The 18,424-nt window shown below is 68.3% G+C and carries 19 protein-coding genes and 1 tRNA gene; 4 read left to right on the top strand and 16 right to left on the bottom strand.

What is annotated here, in order from left to right; translation table 11 throughout:
- Positions 1-27 precede the first annotated feature (27 nt).
- Positions 28-765, top strand: a complete 738-nt coding sequence (truA, locus tag EWE75_RS02250) for a tRNA pseudouridine(38-40) synthase TruA (RefSeq protein WP_130155065.1) — start codon at positions 28-30, stop codon at positions 763-765.
- Positions 766-768: 3 nt separating this feature from the next.
- On the opposite strand, the gene EWE75_RS02245 is transcribed toward truA, so the two are convergent.
- The 6 genes from EWE75_RS02245 to EWE75_RS02220 all read right to left on the bottom strand — a co-directional run bounded on the left by EWE75_RS02245 (position 769) and on the right by EWE75_RS02220 (position 8,393).
- A complete protein-coding gene (locus EWE75_RS02245; protein WP_130155064.1) occupies positions 769-1,953 on the bottom strand; it encodes a class I SAM-dependent RNA methyltransferase in 1,185 nt (394 codons plus the stop codon).
- On the bottom strand, positions 1,950-3,350 hold the full coding sequence (locus EWE75_RS02240) for an NAD(P)H-hydrate dehydratase (protein WP_130155063.1): 1,401 nt from the start codon (positions 3,348-3,350) through the stop codon (positions 1,950-1,952). The genes EWE75_RS02245 and EWE75_RS02240 overlap by 4 nt, the downstream gene beginning before the upstream one ends.
- Complete coding sequence (locus EWE75_RS02235; protein ID WP_345789365.1) at positions 3,347-3,745, bottom strand: hypothetical protein; 399 nt, start codon at positions 3,743-3,745, stop codon at positions 3,347-3,349. Before EWE75_RS02235 ends, EWE75_RS02240 begins: the two co-directional genes overlap by 4 nt.
- Positions 3,732-5,453, bottom strand: coding sequence for a dihydroxy-acid dehydratase (ilvD, locus tag EWE75_RS02230; RefSeq protein WP_130155061.1), 1,722 nt, complete (start codon positions 5,451-5,453; stop codon positions 3,732-3,734). Before ilvD ends, EWE75_RS02235 begins: the two co-directional genes overlap by 14 nt.
- 265 nt (positions 5,454-5,718) lie before the next feature.
- Positions 5,719-6,552 (bottom strand): 4-(cytidine 5'-diphospho)-2-C-methyl-D-erythritol kinase, encoded by an 834-nt coding sequence (locus tag EWE75_RS02225; RefSeq protein WP_130155060.1) that lies wholly within the window; start codon positions 6,550-6,552, stop codon positions 5,719-5,721.
- Between the two features lie 179 nt (positions 6,553-6,731).
- Complete coding sequence (locus EWE75_RS02220; RefSeq protein WP_130155059.1) at positions 6,732-8,393, bottom strand: electron transfer flavoprotein-ubiquinone oxidoreductase; 1,662 nt, start codon at positions 8,391-8,393, stop codon at positions 6,732-6,734.
- A gap of 115 nt (positions 8,394-8,508) precedes the next feature.
- On the opposite strand from EWE75_RS02220, the gene EWE75_RS02215 reads away from it, so the two are divergent.
- The 3 genes from EWE75_RS02215 to moaB are packed head-to-tail and all read left to right on the top strand — an operon-like array spanning position 8,509 to position 11,544.
- Positions 8,509-9,252 carry a uracil-DNA glycosylase family protein gene (locus EWE75_RS02215; RefSeq protein WP_130155058.1) on the top strand — a complete coding sequence of 248 codons (744 nt, stop codon included), beginning with the start codon at positions 8,509-8,511 and terminating at the stop codon, positions 9,250-9,252.
- Positions 9,249-11,027 (top strand): lytic transglycosylase domain-containing protein, encoded by a 1,779-nt coding sequence (locus EWE75_RS02210; protein WP_427915760.1) that lies wholly within the window; start codon positions 9,249-9,251, stop codon positions 11,025-11,027. Before EWE75_RS02215 ends, EWE75_RS02210 begins: the two co-directional genes overlap by 4 nt.
- Complete coding sequence (moaB, locus tag EWE75_RS02205) at positions 11,017-11,544, top strand: molybdenum cofactor biosynthesis protein B (RefSeq protein ID WP_130155057.1); 528 nt, start codon at positions 11,017-11,019, stop codon at positions 11,542-11,544. The genes EWE75_RS02210 and moaB overlap by 11 nt, the downstream gene beginning before the upstream one ends.
- A 33-nt stretch (positions 11,545-11,577) precedes the next feature.
- On the opposite strand, the gene EWE75_RS02200 is transcribed toward moaB, so the two are convergent.
- From EWE75_RS02200 to gspF, 10 genes are all read right to left on the bottom strand, one after another.
- A tRNA-His gene (locus tag EWE75_RS02200) sits at positions 11,578-11,654 on the bottom strand.
- A 49-nt stretch (positions 11,655-11,703) separates the two neighbouring features.
- Positions 11,704-12,429 (bottom strand): type II secretion system protein N, encoded by a 726-nt coding sequence (gene gspN, locus EWE75_RS02195; RefSeq protein ID WP_130155056.1) that lies wholly within the window; start codon positions 12,427-12,429, stop codon positions 11,704-11,706.
- Positions 12,426-12,902: a type II secretion system protein GspM gene (gene gspM, locus EWE75_RS02190; RefSeq protein ID WP_130155055.1), complete on the bottom strand. Its 477-nt coding sequence runs from the start codon at positions 12,900-12,902 to the stop codon at positions 12,426-12,428. Before gspM ends, gspN begins: the two co-directional genes overlap by 4 nt.
- Entirely contained in the window at positions 12,899-13,993 is a 1,095-nt protein-coding gene (gene gspL / locus EWE75_RS02185; protein ID WP_130155054.1) for a type II secretion system protein GspL, read from the bottom strand. Before gspL ends, gspM begins: the two co-directional genes overlap by 4 nt.
- Positions 13,990-14,976 carry a type II secretion system minor pseudopilin GspK gene (gene gspK / locus EWE75_RS02180; protein WP_231708160.1) on the bottom strand — a complete coding sequence of 329 codons (987 nt, stop codon included), beginning with the start codon at positions 14,974-14,976 and terminating at the stop codon, positions 13,990-13,992. The genes gspL and gspK overlap by 4 nt, the downstream gene beginning before the upstream one ends.
- Positions 14,969-15,679 carry a type II secretion system minor pseudopilin GspJ gene (gene gspJ, locus EWE75_RS02175; protein ID WP_282432658.1) on the bottom strand — a complete coding sequence of 237 codons (711 nt, stop codon included), beginning with the start codon at positions 15,677-15,679 and terminating at the stop codon, positions 14,969-14,971. Before gspJ ends, gspK begins: the two co-directional genes overlap by 8 nt.
- Positions 15,676-16,065 carry a type II secretion system minor pseudopilin GspI gene (gspI, locus tag EWE75_RS02170; protein WP_282432659.1) on the bottom strand — a complete coding sequence of 130 codons (390 nt, stop codon included), beginning with the start codon at positions 16,063-16,065 and terminating at the stop codon, positions 15,676-15,678. The genes gspJ and gspI overlap by 4 nt, the downstream gene beginning before the upstream one ends.
- Positions 16,066-16,159: 94 nt before the next feature.
- Positions 16,160-16,636, bottom strand: coding sequence for a GspH/FimT family pseudopilin (locus EWE75_RS02165; RefSeq protein WP_130155051.1), 477 nt, complete (start codon positions 16,634-16,636; stop codon positions 16,160-16,162).
- Positions 16,611-17,054, bottom strand: coding sequence for a type II secretion system major pseudopilin GspG (gene gspG / locus EWE75_RS02160; RefSeq protein ID WP_165388240.1), 444 nt, complete (start codon positions 17,052-17,054; stop codon positions 16,611-16,613). Before gspG ends, EWE75_RS02165 begins: the two co-directional genes overlap by 26 nt.
- Positions 17,055-17,070: 16 nt before the next feature.
- Positions 17,071-18,297, bottom strand: a complete 1,227-nt coding sequence (gspF, locus tag EWE75_RS02155) for a type II secretion system inner membrane protein GspF (protein WP_130155049.1) — start codon at positions 18,295-18,297, stop codon at positions 17,071-17,073.
- Positions 18,298-18,424 lie beyond the last annotated feature (127 nt).

Below are 18,424 nucleotides of genomic sequence, written 5' to 3'. Positions count from 1 at the left end.
CCGCATCCGTCGCTGGGCCGACATGGCATGACGCGGTTCGCACTCACCGTCGAATATGACGGCCGCCCGTTCATGGGCTGGCAGCGCCAGACGCATGGCCCGAGCGTTCAGGCCGCGATCGAGACCGCCGCCCACGCCATCACCGGCGAGACGATCGCGGTCCATGCCGCCGGGCGCACTGATGCCGGCGTGCATGCGACGGGGATGCGCGCGCATCTCGACATCACGCGCGACATCGCGCCGTTCCGGCTGATGGAAGCGCTCAACGCCAAGCTGCGCCCGCATCCGGTCGCGATCCTGACCTGCGAGGCGGTCGCGGACGACTGGCACGCGCGCTTCTCATGCGTGGCGCGCCATTATGCCTATCGGATCGTTACACGCCGCGCGCCGCTCACGTTCGAGACCGGGCTGGCGTGGCGCGTGCCGCAGGAGCTTGACGTCGCCGCGATGGCGGAGGGCGCGCGGCGGCTGATCGGGCGGCATGATTTCACCACGTTCCGCTCGGCGCATTGCCAGGCGGACAGCCCTTTACGGACGCTCGACCGGCTCGACGTGAGCGCGAGCGGCGACCGGATCGTCGTATCGGCGTCGGCGCGGTCGTTCCTGCATCATCAGGTGCGATCGATGGTCGGCTGTCTCGCGCTGGTCGGGCAAGGCAAATGGAGCGCGGACGATATCAGCGCGGCGCTGGACGCGCGCGACCGCGCCGCGTTGGGGTTCAACGCGCCGTCGGACGGGCTGTATTTCCTGCGCGCCGATTATTGAGTGTCAGCGGCTCAGTCGCGCGGCCAGTTCGACATGGGTGGACCAGCGGAACTGCCCGACCGGCTGTATCCAGTCGATCCGGTAGCCAGCTTTGCACAGACTCTCGGCATCGCGCGCGAAGCTGCTGGGATTGCACGAAACATAGACGATCACCGGCACGCGGGACGCCGCCAGTTGCAGCACCTGCTCGCGGGCGCCGGCGCGGGGTGGATCGAGCACGATGGCGTCGAACCTGTCGCACTCGGCGCTGGTGAGCGGGCGGCGAAACAGATCGCGGTGATCGGCGAACAGGGTGCGGCCAGCGCGCGCGGCGGCCGCTTTGAGCGACAGAATCGCGTCGCGCGCAGCCTCCCCCGCATAGACCTTGCCGGGCAGCGACAAAGCGAAGGTGCCGAGGCCGGCGAACAAATCGGCGAGCGTGCGGGCATTACCGACTCCTTCGCGCACCGCCGCAACCAGCGCCGCCTCACCTTCGCGCGTGGCTTGCAGGAAGGCGGCGGGTGGCATCGGCACCGGCACGCCGCCGAGCGTGATGGTGATCGGCTCGGGTTCCCAGCGCGTTTCCGGCCCCAGCCCTGAGTCGACCGACAGCCGCGCCACGCCATTCGCCTGCGCGAAGGCGGTGATCGCCTCGGCGGCGGCGAGTCCTTCGGCCTCGATACCCTCGATCAGCAGGTCGATGCCCTGATCTGCCTCGGTAAGATGCAGCCGCGCGCGGCGGCCCTTCTTCAGCCACGGCGCGAGCAATTTCCGCAAAGGCACTAGAATCAAGAACAATTCTGGTGTCAGTACGTGACATTCGGCGAGATCGACGATCGCGTGGCTGGCGTTCTCGCTGAAGCCGATCTTCACCCGCCCCTCGCGCATCTCCGCCTGCAGCGCCGCACGGCGGCGGCTGCGTGGTGGCGATAGCAGGGGCATACGGATCGGTGCGTCCAGCCCTTGCGCCGCGAGCGCGCCGGCGATGCGATCGACGACGAACTGCGCATAGGCCACATCATCGAGATGCTGGAGCTGGCAGCCGCCGCACGCCGGAAAATGACGGCACGGTGGAGTCTGATGATACGGGCCGGCGATAATCTCGCCGGTCTCGGTCAGAGTGTCGCCCGGCGCGGCGAAAGCGGCATGGCGGCCGCTCGCCGTCACCCCCTCGCCGCGCGCCGCGACGCGCACGATCGGCTCGTTCATAACGATGTCCTTACGGCGGAGAGCATCCGCGCTAAATCGTCGGCAAGGAACGCACCGCCGAGCCGGCGCGCGGCCTCGCTGTGCATCCACACGCCCGCCTCGGCGGGTGCGGGCGTGTCGCCCGCGAGCATGGTGCCGATGGTGCCGGCGAGGACGTCGCCGGTGCCAGCGGTCGAGAGCCAAGAGCTTGCGCCGAGCGCGACGCGGGTGCGCCCATCGGGGTAGGCGACGACCGTGTCCGGCCCCTTGAACACGACAATCGCGCCCGAGCGGGCGGCGGCATCGCGCGCGGCCTCGATCTTGCTGCCGGAGACTGCGCCGAACAGCGCGTTGAACTCGCCCGCGTGCGGGGTGAGCACGACGGGGCACGACCGCGCCTTGATGCGCGCGAACACGGCCTCGTCGAGCAGACGCAGCGCGTCGCCGTCGATGACGAGCTTGTACGCGCTGTCGAGCGCGACCGCGAGCTTCGCGGCGGCGAAGTCCCCCTTGCCCAGCCCCGGCCCGACGACGATCGCGGTCTTGTCCGGGCGCTTGCCATCGAGCGCCGTGGCGAAGGCATCCGCTGACCATGCGCGACGCACCAGCGCATGCGGCGTGGATACCGCGTGATCCTCGAACAGCATCGCATAGCCAGCGCCCGCGCGCATCGCCGCTTCCGACGCGAGAGCCGCAGCGCCGGGCATCTCGCCGCCGATCACCACGACCAGCCCGCGCGAATATTTGTGATCGGAAGCGGTCGGCGCGGCGATGGCGGGTTTGGTCATCGTCCAGTCGCGGCTCGATCGATCGAGGGCGAGGTCGATGATCCGCACCGTGCCACACCGCGCGGCGGCGGGCTGTAACAGATGCGCCGGCTTGAGCGCGCCGAGCGCTAGGGTCAGCGAAACGTCAGGGACCGGGCTGAGTTCGACGCCCGTGTCGGTCGCGATGCCGCTCGGGAGATCAACCGCGATCGAAATTCGCGCGGCGCGCACCCGTTCGCCCAGCACACTCGCCACTGCATCGTCGAGCGACCGCGTGAGGCCGGTGCCGAACAGCGCATCGACAACGATCGGCGCTTCACCAACCTCGGCAAACGCCTCGACCGCCCCGCCCCAGGCGGCCCGCGCCGCAAGCGCCGCCTCGGTCTTCGGCTCACCTAGCGCCGCCACCCGTACCTCGGCACCGTTGGCTTTGAGCACGCGCGCCGCGACATAGCCGTCGCCGCCGTTGTTGCCCGGCCCGCACAGGATCAGCACCGGCGCGCCGCTCGCGAGCCGGCGCACCGCTTCGGCGACGCCTGCCCCGGCGCGTTCCATCAGCGCGCCAACGCTGGAGCCGGCGGCGATTGCCCGGTCCTCCGCCGCGCGCATCGCGGCGGCGGTGAGGATCGGCTGGCCTTCGGGTCGGATCATGATGGTTTGGCCGCGCCCTTCACCGTCGCCGGCAGGCGATAACGATCCCCGCTCAGCGCGACCTCAATCTGGCCCGGACCGAGGATCGTCACCACCGCCTTTTCGGCGCCGTCGGCGGCGATCACGCCGCGCCCGTCCTTGGTCACCAACAAGCGGTGGAAGGCGCCGTCCCTGTGGCGCACGGTCAGTACCAGCCCCTGATCGCTGTCGGTGCGATCGACCGTGCAACTGCGCGTGAAGGCGCTGGCGCCCTTCGCCGCGCATTCGATCAGGCCTTCGTCGTCAGCCGCAGCGCGCTGCTGCGCCTCGACATTGGCGAGTGTGTCCGTGTCGGCGTTGCGCTCACCGCAGGCGGCGAGCGCGAGCGGTAGCAGAATCGCGCTAGATATCCGCATAGACATGCGTTTCGGCCTTTGCCCCGGGGTGCGTCACCGCGCCCTGATAGGCCGGACCGACGTTGCGCGCATAGCGCCACAGCACGCCCGCCTGATAATCGTTGGTGCGCGCCCGCCACGCCGCCTTGCGCGTCGCCAGCACGTCATCAGCGACGAGCAGATCGATCGTGCCGATCTCCGCGTCGATGCGGATGCTGTCGCCATCTTCGACCAGTGCGATCGGGCCACCTTCAGCGGCTTCGGGACCGACATGGCCGATGCAGAAGCCGCGCGTACCGCCCGAGAACCGCCCGTCGGTGATGAGCGCGACCTTCTCACCCATGCCGAGGCCGTACAGCGCTGCCGTGGTGGAGAGCATCTCGCGCATGCCGGGGCCGCCCTTGGGGCCTTCGTAGCGGATGACGATGACTTCGCCTTCGTTGATCGCCCGCGCCTCGACTGCGGCGAAGGCATCCTCCTCGCAATCGAAGCAGCGCGCCGGCCCTTCGAACACGAGCCGGTGCATCCCCGCCACCTTCACGATCGCGCCGTCGGGCGCGAGGCTGCCGCGCAGGCCGACGACGCCGCCGGTCGGCGTGATCGGCGTCTTGATGTCGTAGATCACCTTCTGGTCGGGGTTCCACGTCACCTGATCGATATTTTCGCCGAGCGTCTTGCCGGTGACGGTCATGCAATTGCCGTTGAGGAAACCGCCGCTGAGCATCGTCTTCATCAGCATGTAGACGCCGCCCGCCTCGTACATATCCTTGGCGACATACTTACCACCGGGCTTGAGATCGGCGATATAAGGTGTTGTTTTGAAAGCCTCGGCAACGTCGAACAGGTCGAAATCGATGCCAGCCTCATTGGCCATTGCCGGCAGGTGCAGCGCCGCGTTGGTCGAGCCGCCGGTCGCCGCGACGACGCGGGCAGCGTTGATGAACGCCTCGCGCGTGCAGATGTCGCGTGGGCGCAGATTCAGGGCGATCAGCTCCATCACCTGCGCGCCGGCGGCGACCGCGATCTGTTCACGCGTGCTGTACGGAGCGGGTGTCATGTTGCTGTTCGGCAAGGATAATCCGATCGCCTCGCCGACGCATGCCATCGTGTTGGCGGTAAACTGCCCGCCGCAAGCGCCGTGGCCGGGGCACGCCACCTTTTCGAGCTCGTGGACTTCGCTGAGCGGGCAAGCGCCGGCGGCGTATTTGCCGACGACCTCGAACACGTCGACCACGGTCACGTCGCGGTCATGGAAACGGCCCGGCAGGATCGATCCGCCATAGACGAAGATCGACGGCACGTTGAGCCGGAGCATCGACATCATCATGCCGGGCAAGGATTTGTCGCAGCCGGCGAAGCCGACCAGCGCATCGTAGCAATGGCCGCGCACCGACAATTCGACCGAATCGGCGATGACCTCACGGCTGACCAACGAGGACTTCATGCCCTGATGGCCCATCGCGATGCCGTCGGTGACGGTGATGGTGTTGAACCGGCGCGGCAAACCGCCGCCCGCGATCACGCCACGCTGAGCGGCGTCGGCCTGCGCGTCGAGCGTGGTGTTGCACGGCGCGCTGTTGTTGCCGGCGCTCGCCAATGCCACGAACGGCTTGGCAATATCCTCTTCGGGAATGCCCATCGCGTAATAATAGCTGCGGTGCGGCGCACGCTCGGGACCGACCGAGACGTGACGACTCGGCAGACGGGATTTGTCGAAAACATTGGTCATGATGCGCGCCCTATGTCGCGGGAAGGGCCTTGGACGCAAGTCTGTTGCGCATTTGGGATGAAAAGGGCGTGGTAAGGGGCGATGAAACACGTTCACCGCCCCTCACACAATGGCGCGCGGACGAACCGAGGACCATCGGCGGGCGCGACGCACTTGGCGGCGGACCCGTTCGGCGCTTGCTCAGCAAGTCCGGTGCCAATGGCGGATTAGCGTCGATTGATGTTTACGTTAACCAGATGGCGTGCCGCCACGGGACGAAAAAGTGTCACGCGAGTCGCGATTCGAGACACCACCAACCCGGTTGGGCGGTTCGAATGGTGTTGGCGGCGGCGCTACGCTGCTCGTCGTTCTCGTAGAGCGCGAAACAGGTCGCGCCCGAACCGGACATGCGCGCGAGCACCGGCCCGGTCGCCGCGAGCCGGTCGAGCACGTCGCCGATGCCGGGCGCGATCGTGCGGGCGGGCGCTTCGAGATCGTTACGACCGGCGCGCGCGCGGTCGATCGTCGTGCCCGCCGGGATCGGCCCGCGATCCACGCCGTCCCACGCCTTGAAGACCGGCCCGGTCGAGACGGCGATGCCGGGGTTGACCAGCAGCACGGGAATCGCGCCGAGATCGCCCAGCGGTTCGAGCTTCTCGCCGCGTCCGGTGCCGAGCGCTGCGCGGCCGAGCAGACAGGCGGGAACGTCCGAGCCGAGTGCGTCGGCGACCGCGAACAGGCGAGGATCGTCGAGCGCAACGCCGCGGACCCGCGCGAGCAGGCGCAGCGCCGCGGCGGCATCGGCCGATCCGCCGCCGATGCCCGAGGCGACCGGCAGGTTCTTTTCCAGCACCCACGCGCCTTCGCTCGCGAGGCCGAACGCCTCGGCGAAGCCGCGCGCGGCGCGCAGGACGAGATTGTCGCCCTCCCCGCTCAGCGCGGCGGCGAAAGGGCCTTCGATCTCGAAGGTGGGGGCGCCGGGCGTGAAGCGAAGTTCGTCGCCGTCCTGCAGGAAGGCGAACAGCGTTTCGAGCTCGTGATAGCCATCCGCCCGGCGCGCGCGGACGTGGAGCGCGAGGTTGATCTTCGCAGGCGCGGTTTCGACGATCGTCTGGGTCATGCTGCCGTTTTCATGTCGATATCGGCTGCGTCCCTAGCCGCGCTTTCGGGCGGATAGAAGCGGCGAGTGGCGCGGTTTGGCGCGGCGTGGCGAAGCCACGCCGTCGGTCGGCGCTTTGGCGCCGCCGGCCGGACGCGCCTTGAGGCGCGGCGCAGCTTTGCTGCGCCTGGCCCGGCGCGTCACATATTCGGGTAGTTCGGGCCGCCGCCGCCTTCCGGCACCACCCAGTTGATGTTCTGCGTCGGGTCCTTGATGTCGCACGTCTTGCAGTGGACGCAGTTCTGCGCGTTGATGACGAACTTGGGGTCACCTTCCTCGACGCCGATGATCTCGTAGACACCCGCCGGGCAATAGCGCTGCGCCGGCTCGTCATACAGCGGCAGATCATATTCGACCGGCACGTTCGGGTCTTTGAGCGTCAGGTGGACCGGCTGGTCCTCCTCGTGATTGGTGTTCGACAGGAACACCGAGGAGAGCCGGTCGAAGGTCAGCACGCCATCGGGCTTGGGATAGTCGATCGGCTTGACCTGATCCTTGCGCCAAAGGGTCTTGTGGTTGGCGTGGTGCTTCATCGTGAAGGGCATCTTGATGCCCCAGCTTTCCAGCCACATCGTCACGTTGGCGAGGCCGGCGCCGACCATCTCGCCGAACTTCTCGACCAGCGGCACGACGTTGCGGACGACGGAGAGTTCCGCCTTGACCCAGCTCCGCTCGAACGCCGCCGGATAGGCGACCAGCTCGTCATGCTGGCGCTGCGACAGGATCGCCTCGACCGCCGCTTCGGCGGCCATCATGCCCGATTTCATAGCGGTGTGCGTGCCCTTGATGCGCGGCACGTTGAGGAAGCCGGCGCTGTCGCCGATCAGAACGCCGCCGGGGAAGGTCAGCTTGGGCAGCGACTGCAAGCCGCCGTCGCTGATCGCACGCGCGCCGTAGGAGACGCGCTTGCCGCCCTTGAGGATCGCCGCGATCTCGGGATGCGTCTTCCAGCGCTGCATTTCCTGGAAAGGCGACAGATACGGGTTGGTGTACGACAGCCACGTCACGAAGCCGAGCGCGACCTGCCCGCCCGCCTGATGATACAGGAAGCCGCCGCCGTTCGACCCCGGCGTTTCCTTGAGGGGCCAGCCCTGCGTGTGGATGACGCGGCCGGGGACGTGGCTGGAGGCCGGAATGTCCCACAATTCCTTGATGCCGAGGCCATAGACCTGCGCCTGCGAATCCTTCGCCAGATCGAAAGTGCGGATGATCTCCTTGGAGAGATGCCCACGCACGCCTTCGGAAAAGAAGGTGTATTTGGCGTGGAGTTCGAGGCCAGGCGTGTAATCGGGCTTGTGCGTGCCGTCGCGCGCGACGCCCATGTCGCCGGTCGCGACGCCCATCACCGCGCCCGCTTCGTCGAACAGGATTTCCGCCGCCGCGAAGCCGGGGAAAATCTCGACGCCGAGTTCCTCCGCCTGCCCCGCCAGCCAGCGGCACAGATTGCCGAGGCTGCCGGTGTAGGTGCCCTTGTTGTGCATGAAGCCGGGGGTGATGAAGTGCGGCACCGCGAATTTGCCGATCTTCGACAAGATCCAGTGCTGGTTGTCGGTAACGGGCACCTCGGCGAGCGGGCAGCCCTTCTCCTTCCAGTCGGGGATCAATTCGTCGAGCGAACGCGGGTCGATCACCGCACCCGACAGGATATGCGCGCCGACCTCGGAGCCCTTTTCGAGCACACAGACCGACAGCTCCGCGCCCTGTTCGGCCGCGCGTTGCTTCAGCCGGATCGCGGCGGACAGGCCGGACGGCCCAGCGCCCACGATCACGACGTCATATGGCATCGACTCCCGTTCGCTCATCATTATCTCCCTCATATGGCGCGGTCGGGCTTGCTCGTCGTGCCACCGCAACGCCTTGTCCATTTGCGCGTGCCAGCGAATTGACCTTTGCGTCAACATGCTAGTCTAAGGTCACATGGGGGCAGACCAGAATATCGTTTGGCAGGATGCGGTTGCGAGCGCGCTGGAATGGTGGCGCGACGCCGGCATCGACTCGCTCGCCGACGAAACCCCGCGCGATTGGTTCGCCGCCCCCGCGCCGCCGCCCGCCGCAAAACGAATCGTCGCCAATCAACCCACCGCCCCGGTCGTCGTTCCGCTACCGGCGACGCTCGATGCGTTCCTGGCGTGGCGGACGGGACCGGATGCCCCCGAGGCGGGATGGAATGGCGGCATCCCGCTCGCCGCGCAGGGATCACCCACCGCCGAATTGATGGTGTTCGTCGATACGCCCGAACGCGAGGATGGCGAGCGGTTGCTCGACGGCGCGGCGGGGCGGCTGTTCGACCGGATGCTCGCCGCGATCGGCCATACCCGCGAGACCGTGTACCTCGCGTCGCTCTGCACGGTGCGCCCGCTCGCCGGCCGGATCGCGCCGGAAGTCGAGGAGCGGCTCGGCGAAATCGCACGCCATCATGTCGCTTTGGTTGCGCCCAAGCGGTTGCTAATCCTCGGAAATGCGACAAGCCGGGCGTTGCTTGCGATGGATGTGACGCGCGCGCGCGGTAGTTTACGCCGCGTTAACCATTTGCCTGCCATACACGAGCACACAACCGAGGCGGTGGCGAGTTTCCACCCCCGCCTCTTGCTCGAACGGCCAGCCCAAAAAGCGGAAGCCTGGAGAGATTTACAGATGTTGATCGGGGGAACCGGATCGTGACCGCGAAGTTCATTCTCGCTTGTACGCTTAGCCTGCTGCCCGTCGCCGCCTTCGCCGAACCGGCGGCTCCCGTGACGGCGGGTGCCGTCACCACCCCCGTCGCCACCATTCCCACTCAACTCGATGCTGAGCAGCGCGCCGGTTACAGCGCGGTCTTCGCCAGCATTCGCGCGCAGAAATGGCAGGACGCGCGGCTCCAGCTCGACGCGATGAAGCCCGGCCCGCTCCACGCCATCGCGCGCGCCGAACTCGTCACCGCGAAGGGATCGCCCAAGGCCGATCTCGACCCGCTGATGAAGCTGCTCGCCGATGCGCCCGAACTGCCGCAGGCACAGCAGATTTACACGCTCGCCTCCTCGCGCGGCGGCGTCGGCCTGCCCGCGCTGCCGTTCGCGCGCAAGCTCGCGTGGATCGACGGCGCGCCGCAGCGCCAGCGCGCCAAGGCGATCAAGAGCGACATGGTCGCCGGCGAACTCGCCATCCGTATGCAGCCGTTCGTGAAGGCCGATGACGGCGCCTCGGCGCAAGCCCTGCTCGAATCGATGCCGGGCCTGTCGAGCGATGCGACGACAGAGTGGCAGCAGCGCGTGGCGTGGATGTATTATCTCGCCGGTGACGATGTGAACGCACGCACGATGGCCGCCAAGGCGTCCTCGGGCTATGGCGACTGGGCGGTGCAGGGCAATTGGGTCGGTGCGCTTGCAGCATGGCGCCAGCATGACTGCACCGCCGCCAGCACCGGCTTCGAGACAGTCGCGGCGCGGGCGTCCGACGTGGAGCTCCGCGCCGCCGGGCTGTATTGGGCGGCCCGCGCCGACATGGTGTGCGCGCGCCCCGACCGTATTGAGGCGCGGCTGAAGAGCGCGGCGCAATATCGCGAGACCTTCTACGGGCTGCTATCGCGGCAGGCGTTGGGTATCCGCGATCCGCTGCCGCACGCCGGCGCTGCGGCCTTCGCGCGCGACTGGGATCTGTTGTCGCGCCGCCCCAATATCCACGTCGCCGCCGCGCTTGCCGAAATCGGCGAGAGCGACCTCGCCGACGAAGTGATCCGCCAGCAGGCGCGGATCGGCGATCCGTCCGAATTCCCCGCGCTGGTGCGCTTCACCGAGGCGCTTAACCTGCCGGCGACTCTGGTGTGGCTGTCGCACAACGGCCCGGTCGGCGCGACGCCGCCGGTCGAGGCGCGCTTCCCCTCGCCCAACTGGACGCCCGATGGCGGCTGGCGCGTCGATAAGGCTTTGGTGTTCGCGCACACGCTCCAGGAATCGCGCTTCCGCACCACCGTCACCAGCCCGGCGGGTGCGTTCGGGCTGATGCAGGTGATGCCGGCCGCCGCCAGCGACATCGCGCGCAAACATGGCCGCAGCTACGACCGCGCCGCGCTGTCGCGGCCGGGCGCCAACATGGAAGTCGGCCAGTCCTATCTCGAACAGTTGCGTGACCAGTCCTGCACCGGCGGGCTGCTGCCCAAGGTGATCGCGGCGTACAATGCCGGCCCGCTGCCGGTGTCGCTGTGGAACGCGCAGGCGCGCGATGGCGGCGATCCGTTGCTCTATATCGAATCGATCCCGTATTGGGAGACGCGCGGCTACGTGACGACGGTGTTGCGCAACTACTGGGTGTACGAAGGCCAGACCGGCAAGAAAGCCTCGCCGAGCCGCGCCGCGCTCGCGCAAGGGCTGTGGCCGCGCTTCCCCGGAATGCCGGGCGCGAGCGCGGTACGGATGACCGCGACCGGCATCAAGCCAATCTCGATCGCCAGTGCCAATTGACCTGAACGCCGCGTTCCTGCCGGTCAGGATCGCGGTGCTCACCATCTCCGACACGCGCACGCTCGCCGACGACCGGTCAGGCGATACGCTGATCGCACGGCTGACCGAGGCGGGGCACGTCCTTGCCGAGCGCCGGATCGTCAAGGACGACGCGGACACGATCGTCGCGCGCCTCCACGCGCTGATCGACGATCCCGAGGTGGATTGCATCATCACCACCGGCGGCACCGGCGTGACCGGGCGCGACGTAACCCCCGAGGCGATCGAGCGTGTCGCCGACAAGATGATTCCCGGCTTCGGCGAACTGTTCCGCTGGCTGAGCTTCAAGACGATCGGCACGTCGACAGTGCAATCGCGCGCGTGCGCGTGCGTGACGCGCGGCACCTATATCTTCGCGCTACCGGGATCGACCGGCGCGGTGAAGGACGGCTGGGACGGTATCCTCAAGGACCAACTCGACAGCCGGCACAAGCCCTGCAACTTCGTCGAATTGATGCCGCGCCTGCTGGAGCGCTGAGCGCGCTCGCCGCTCAAAAGCGGTGCGGGAAAATGGGGCGACCGACGGGACTTGAACCCGCAACATCCGGCATCACAAGCCGACGCTCTAACCAATTGAACTACGATCGCCGTTAGAAGGCGCGCTCCTAGCGGGCGGGAGGGCGACCCGTCAAGGCCGTCAAAGCTTTCCTTCGATCGAAAGCACATATCCCGTGTCGCCGTGCTGGAATCCCGCGCGCGCAAGCCGGTCCGCCGCGGCCGGATCATCGGAGCGGATCGTCAGGTCGGCATGGTAGCGCCCGTCCTGCCACAGCCGCAGCACCGCGCTTTCGGCCCCCGCCGGGCTGGCGAGCGGCAACAGCAGCGCACCCGCGTCACAGCGCGCCTCGCCCGCCATGCCCTGCCCCAGCGCGACGCCGCCGATATCACCGCTCAGCGATGCCTTCACGCGGCCGCTCGCACGCACGCAATTGCCGCCCTCGAAGCGGACATCGACCGAATCGAGATCGAGCGAAGAAATCGGCGCGGGCGCGAAGATGTTGCCGGTCGGCACGCTCGCGCTCATGCCGGACAGACCGAAGCTGTGGCGGCTGATCTCGATCGCACCATCGACGCTGCGGCCGAGATCGGTCGCCTTGCCGGTCAGCGCAACGCGCGCGCGCCCGACCAGCAACGCGAGTGGCGACACCGCGACATGCAGATCGCCGAGCGCGATCCGCCCGACCTGCGCCTCGCGCAGCGTGCCGCCCCAGATGCTGCCTTCGACCGCGCGTGCGGTCAGCCCCTGTTCGCCCACGCCGATCGCGCCGAGCGCCACGCGCATCGGCAGCAAGGCGAGCAGCGCCACCACGAACACCGCGCCGAAGATCGCGACCGGGCCGGTGGTCAGGCGAATCCGCTTCACTGGCCCTGCGCCTTGACCGTCATCTGCACCGCCACCGTTTTGTCGCCATTGTCGGTCGCCGAGAGCGAATCGACGAGGATGCCGCTGCCTTCTAGCGTCGCGACCCAGCCGAGCAGCGCGGCGGGCTTCGCCTTGGCGATGGCGATCTGAACGCCACCGCCCGGCGCCGGCCCGACGCTGGCGAGATCGAACCCGGCTTCGTTGGCCCGGTCGCGGATCACGGTGTCGAGCGGGCCGGCAAGCTGCGCGCCGCCACGCCTGCGCAGCATCTCGACCGCTCGCACGCGGGTCTGCGTTTCGCCGAGGCGGATCACCGCATCGGTGTACCGCGTCTTCGCCGTCGCGAGCGCATCACCGATCGGAAGGTACAATGCCCAGACGATGGTGACGACGAACAGCGCCGCCATCACGATCAGCAGGTGCTTCTCGCGGCGTGAGCGACCGTCGAACCAGAGTTTGAACGTCGCGATCATTGCGGCTTCACCGTCAGCGTTCCCGTGATCCGCCCGCCCGACGCGGTCAGCGCCGCGCCAGGATCGACCGTGAGGCCGGCGGCGCGAAGCCGCTGCTGGAGATCGGTCGCCGCCCCCTCGCCGTCCGCCGCGATGCCAACGCGGAGCGTGCCGTCGGACGCGAAGGCGAGATTTGTCACCTCCGCACCGCGCACCGCGCGCACTGCGCTGAACACGGTCGCGGCGGTGCGGCTGAAGCCAAGCCCCGGCCCGCGCAGCCGCGCCAGCCGCGCGTCGAGCTGGCGGTCGGCATCGTTGACGGTCTCGCCCTGCGGCAAACCAGCGCGCGCGGCGAGATCGGCACGCTGTTCGAGATCGGCGGCGGCGACATCATATTTCACGATCTGCACGATCGTGATCGCGAGGCTGACGCCGAGGATACCCAGCCCAAGCCAGCCGAGCCGGCGCATCAGCGCCCAGTCAACCGTGAACCGCGTGCGGCGTGCGAACACGCCCTGCCGCAAATCGAGCGCGGGTGCCGCCACCGCCGCGACGATCGCCGCATCGCGCTGCGCACCGTCCAGACGTTCCGGCGCGACGCCGCCGGTAACGAGCTCGGTCAGCCCGGCTTCGTCGGCGAACCCCGTGGTCGCGCCGCGCACGACGCCTTCCCCCTCCAGATCGGCCGCGACGAACCCGCTGTCTGGGCGCGGCAGCAGCAGCGGGGCGGGCAACAACACCCCTGCCTCGACACCGTTCGCCGCCAACAGGTCGAGCCAGCCGCGCATCTGCGCGAGCGCGACGACGCCGATCGGACGTTCGCCGCCGCTCGCCTCGCGACCGACCGCGACATGCACGTCGCTGAGCGGCGCGGCACTCGCGTCTGCGGCGAGGATGCGCGCCGCCGTCACCGCTTGCGCGGCAGAGCGATCGGGGAGTTCGGCCCAGTGCAACGTCACCGCATCGGCTGGCGTCACCACCACCGGCGGCGCGCTATCGGGCGCCAGCACCGGCAACCCCTCGCCGCGCGCCGCGACCACGCCATCCTTGACGCGAAGCCAGCGCCACGGCGCGGTCGCACCGGGCAGGAACAGGACGAGGGTTTCGCTCATGACACTTCGCCCCATTGCCGCGAGACGAGCCGTGCGGGAAGGGTCGATGCGTCGATCAGGCTGTTTTGTTGAAGATCGGTGCCGTTCACGGTCACATCCGTGCGCAGCGCGAACCATTTGGTGGTGACGGCGCTCTTCTGTGTCGCGTCGCCATAGTTCCCGGCTGCACCGAATGCCGACGACTGCCAGAATTTCGAAGTGTCATCATAGCCTGTCACGGGCCGGCTCAGCAGCGCGCTGCGCACCGCCGCGACGTTGGGCGCGCCGGGCATCAGCACCGCGAGCAGCGGCGCCTGTTCGGGCAGCACCGTATTGACGTTGGGCATCGTCGGCTCGGCGACCGGCAACGCGCAAAGCCAAGGCCGCAGCGCCGCATAGATTTCGGGGGTGACACCCATCACCGCGCGCAGTTCGCTCGGGTCGGTCATCAGTGTATTGGCGGTGCGGTAGGGCGTTTCGAGGCCGGCATAGCCGCCGTCCTCCGCGCCGCCGCTGAGCGCCTGCGTGTCGCTGTCGATCCAGTCGGTCGCCGCCGCCGCGATCCCCTCGGGCGAGCGCGCGGGCGCGCCGACGAGGCGGATCAGATTCGCAAATTGCGTCGCTGCGTCGGGATTGGCGACATAGCGACCGTCGGACTGTTTGGTGACGAGGCCGTTGAGGTTGAAGCAATTTCCGCCGTCGGTGATGCGCAGCGTGGCGATGCCGCCCGTCACCGGCAGCGGGATCGGCGTGTCGCTCCACCCGCCCGCCAGCGACACGCGCGTGGCGTCGCGCCCGAGCAGATCGCTGATCCGGTTGATCGCCAGCGCCTCGCCGGCTTCCGCGAAGGCGCGCGCCTGATCGAGCGCGACCGCATTGCCGCCGAGCTTGATGGCGATACGCAGTCGTTCGAGCGCGGTCGCCGCCAGCACCGCGATCACCGCGACGAGCAGCAGCACCGTCAGCAGCGCGGCGCCGGTTTCGGAGGGCTTATGCTCAGCCACCCTTGCGTTCGCCATAGCCGGTGCCGACGAGGAACAGTTCGCGGAACTCAGTGCCGTCGTCGCGCACCAGCCGCATCTCAAGCGCCTGCGGCAGCGGGGATTGCGGCGAACCTTCCCAATGGTCGCTCCACGCGCCGTTGACGCGGTAGCGCAGGCCGACCTGCCGCACCTTCACGAGCATCGCGGTCGGCGGATACGGCGCCGCGCCGTCGAGCATCGGATAGGCGATACGGATGAGCGTATCGCCGTCGAGCCGGTATTCGACCTTCTGCAACCCGGCGCGACGCGCGCCATCGAGATTGCTCCAGCCGCCACGCACCAGCCGGATCATCGGGGTGGCCCCGGAGCCGCGCTCGCCGGTGAAGGCGGGCAGCGGATCGCCGCGATCATTGCGCGTCTGGCGAAGCGAGGCCTGCGCGAGATCCGCTTGCAGCATCGAGGCGAGGCGGTTGAGCGCGGAGGTGTCATCGAGCTTGCCCGCCATCACCCCCTGCGCACGCACGCTGAACGACAGCAACGCGACCCCGGCGGCGGCCAGCATGCCGAAGATGAGGAGCGAGATCATCACTTCGACGAGCGTGAAGCCACGTTCGCGGCCCCGCGAACGTGCCCCCGCGCAGGCGGGGGCCCAGGGCCAAGCAGTGTTGCGTCCGTGACTCTGGACCCCCGCGTTCGCGGGGGAACGGTGGTGTCTGCGGGTCACGATCCACTCCCCGACCGGATCATCGTCAGCCTGCCCGCCGGGCGGCCATCACCGTCGGTCACAGTCACGTCGATCTTGAGGATTCGCGAGTCCCCCGTCGCGGCGACGTTGCGCGTCCAGCGCCATGCCTTGCCGCCATTCTGCTCGGTGCCGCTGGCGATGCCGAGCGTGGGCGGCTTCGCATCCGTCACCGCCTCGATCGCGACGTTGCGCGCGACGATCTGCCCGGTCAGCGTCGAATCGAGGATGCCAGCCCCCCGGATCGTCGCGCCTTCGAGCCGGATCAGCGCGAGCGCGGCCAGCGCGAACACGGCAAGCGCGACCATCATTTCGATGAGGGTGAAGCCGCGCGAACCCCGTTCGTCCCGAGCGAAGTCGAGGGATATGATCGATACCCAAACCGTTCGTGTCGAGCGAAGTCGAGACACCTGCGCGCCCGATCGGTCCCTCGACTTCGCTCGAGACGAACGGATTGCGCGATCAACCATCGACCCGCACCGTCCCATCGGCACCGACATGCACGTCGCGGGCCTCGCCGTCGCGTAGCAGGCGCAGTTCGAAAGGGCGGTCGGCGATGCCGGTCGAATCGAACACCACGCGGTCGCGCCCGGCGATGCCGGTGGTCGCCTGCGTGCCCGCGCCCCATTTCGTCACTTGCAGCGGCTTATCGGACATCGCTTGCCATGCCCCGTCGCGCCGCACTTCGAAGCCGTAGCCCACCGGCGTCACCCAGAGGCTGACCGGGCGCGCCTGCACGATGGCGAGATCGTGCGCCGCACGGGCGCGCAAAGCGAAGCGCGCCGCCTCGTCGGTCAGCCGGCCGCGCGGATCGGGCAGGCTCAGCGCGACCGCCGCCGAGGCGAGGCCGATGATGGTGACGACGATCATCAACTCCACCAGCGTGAAGCCCTGCTCGCGCTCAGGCTTCCGGTTACTCCCAGCTACCGATATCGGCATCGACGCCCTCGCCGCCATCCTTGCCGTCGGCGCCGAGCGTCCAGACGTCCGCCTCGCCGTGCTGGCCGGGGGAGGCATAAAGATAGGGTTTGTTCCAGGGGTCGAGCGGCAGCTTCTTGAGATAGCCGCCCTTCTGGTATTTGGACGGATCGCCGCCCGCCGGCGCGTTGACGAGCGCGTTCAGGCCATCGGACGTCGACGGAAACGCGCCGTTCGAGAGCTTGTAGAGTTCGAGCGCTTGCTCGATCGTGGCGATGTCGGCCTTGGCGCGCGTAATGCGCGCCTTGTCGCCGCTCGGGAAGACGTTGATGACGACGATCGCGGCGAGCAGCCCGATGATGACGATCACCACCATCAATTCCACGAGGGTAAAGCCGTCCTGCTTGCGGCGGCGTTTGACGGTGCGGGGTCGGGTCATGTCGGTCCTCATGAGATCACTGGCCGGCCAGCGTGTTGAGCTGGAGGATCGGCAGCAGGATCGATAGCACGATCGTCGCGACGACGCCCCCCATCACGACGATGATGAGCGGTTCGAGCAGCGACAAAGCGGTCGCGGTGAAGCGGTCGAACTCGCGCTCCAGATAGTCGGCGGCGCGCGCGAGCATCTCGTCGAGCTGCCCCGCCGCCTCGCCCGACGCGACGAGATAGGTGAGCAGCGGCGGGAATACGCCCGCGCGCAGCATCGCCGCCGACAGGCTGCCGCCGCCACGGATCGCCTCGACGATCTCGTCGGTCGCGCGGCGCAGCCGGGCGTTGTGGATCGTGCCCGAGGTCAACACCAGCCCGTCGAGCAGCGGCAAGCGGCTCGCCACCATCGTCGCGAGCGTGCGCGCCATCCGCGCGGCGTGGAGATCGCGCAGCAGCCGGCCAAGCAACGGAAAACGCAACAGCCGGCTGTCGAAGGCGTATTTGATCGCGGGGCGCTTCATGCCCTGCCAGAAGCCGATTCCGGCGAGCACGATCACCAGCACGATCAGCCACCACCAGCCGACCAGCGCGTGCGACACGCCAATCACGAGGCGCGTCAGCAAAGGCAATTGCTGGCCGACGGTATCGAACTGCTCGACCACCTGCGGCACGACGAACATCATCAGCGCGGTAACGACGGCGGTCGCGACCAGCGCGAGCACGGTCGGATAGGCGAGCGTCGTCAGGATCTTGCCGTTGATCTCGGCCTGCCGCTCCAGCAGCGCGGAGAGCCGTTCGAGGATTTCAGGCAGCGCGCCCGATCGCTCGCCCGCCGCGACCATCGCGCGGTACAGCGGCGGGAAGCTCTTCGGCTCGCGCGCCATCGAGTCGGCGAGGCGACGCCCCTCCACCACGCCGGCATGGACCGAATGGACGATGTCGCGGACATGATCCTGCTCGGTCTGCCGCGTGATCGTGCGGAGCGCCTCTTCAAGCGGCGAGACGCGGTTGAGCGTGGCGAGCTGGCGCGTAAACAATGTGAGCTGCTTGGTGTTCATCCGCCGCCGCCCGATGCGAACGTTGGAGAACAACGCCTTGCCGCGTGGCGGCGGCGGCGCGCCGGCTTCGAGCTTTAGGACGTACAGGCCCTTGCGATCGAGCGTGGCGCGCGCGGCGTCGATCGAGGGGGATGCGACATGGCCCCGCACCTCGCGGCCCTTTGTGTCGATGACGAGATAGTCGAAGTCAGGCACGGCCAGCCCTTCTTCTACTACTCCCCTCCCTGAAAGGGAGGGGTCGGGGGTGGGTCGGGTTGCGGCAACCGAGGCGTTTCCTCGTGAGCCGACCCACCCCCAGCCCCTCCCTTTCAGGGAGGGGAGC

Source organism: Sphingomonas populi (assembly GCF_004208535.1).
Taxonomy (GTDB): Bacteria; Pseudomonadota; Alphaproteobacteria; order Sphingomonadales; family Sphingomonadaceae; genus Sphingomonas; species Sphingomonas populi.
This window is presented reverse-complemented; position numbering and strand designations above follow the sequence as displayed.

What these genes read in the sequence shown, in the direction of transcription:
- gspG (WP_165388240.1), bottom strand. Translation starts at nt 17,054, where the DNA reads ATGACCCGACCCCGCACCGTCAAACGCCGCCGCAAGCAGGACGGCTTT.
- truA (WP_130155065.1), top strand. Translation starts at nt 28, where the DNA reads ATGACGCGGTTCGCACTCACCGTCGAATATGACGGCCGCCCGTTCATG.
- ilvD (WP_130155061.1), bottom strand. Translation starts at nt 5,453, where the DNA reads ATGACCAATGTTTTCGACAAATCCCGTCTGCCGAGTCGTCACGTCTCG.
- gspL (WP_130155054.1), bottom strand. Translation starts at nt 13,993, where the DNA reads ATGAGCGAAACCCTCGTCCTGTTCCTGCCCGGTGCGACCGCGCCGTGG.
- EWE75_RS02220 (WP_130155059.1), bottom strand. Translation starts at nt 8,393, where the DNA reads ATGAGCGAACGGGAGTCGATGCCATATGACGTCGTGATCGTGGGCGCT.
- EWE75_RS02215 (WP_130155058.1), top strand. Translation starts at nt 8,509, where the DNA reads ATGGGGGCAGACCAGAATATCGTTTGGCAGGATGCGGTTGCGAGCGCG.
- EWE75_RS02245 (WP_130155064.1), bottom strand. Translation starts at nt 1,953, where the DNA reads ATGAACGAGCCGATCGTGCGCGTCGCGGCGCGCGGCGAGGGGGTGACG.
- EWE75_RS02240 (WP_130155063.1), bottom strand. Translation starts at nt 3,350, where the DNA reads ATGATCCGACCCGAAGGCCAGCCGATCCTCACCGCCGCCGCGATGCGC.
- EWE75_RS02165 (WP_130155051.1), bottom strand. Translation starts at nt 16,636, where the DNA reads ATGCCGATATCGGTAGCTGGGAGTAACCGGAAGCCTGAGCGCGAGCAG.
- EWE75_RS02225 (WP_130155060.1), bottom strand. Translation starts at nt 6,552, where the DNA reads ATGACCCAGACGATCGTCGAAACCGCGCCTGCGAAGATCAACCTCGCG.
- gspM (WP_130155055.1), bottom strand. Translation starts at nt 12,902, where the DNA reads ATGATCGCGACGTTCAAACTCTGGTTCGACGGTCGCTCACGCCGCGAG.
- EWE75_RS02235 (WP_345789365.1), bottom strand. Translation starts at nt 3,745, where the DNA reads ATGCGGATATCTAGCGCGATTCTGCTACCGCTCGCGCTCGCCGCCTGC.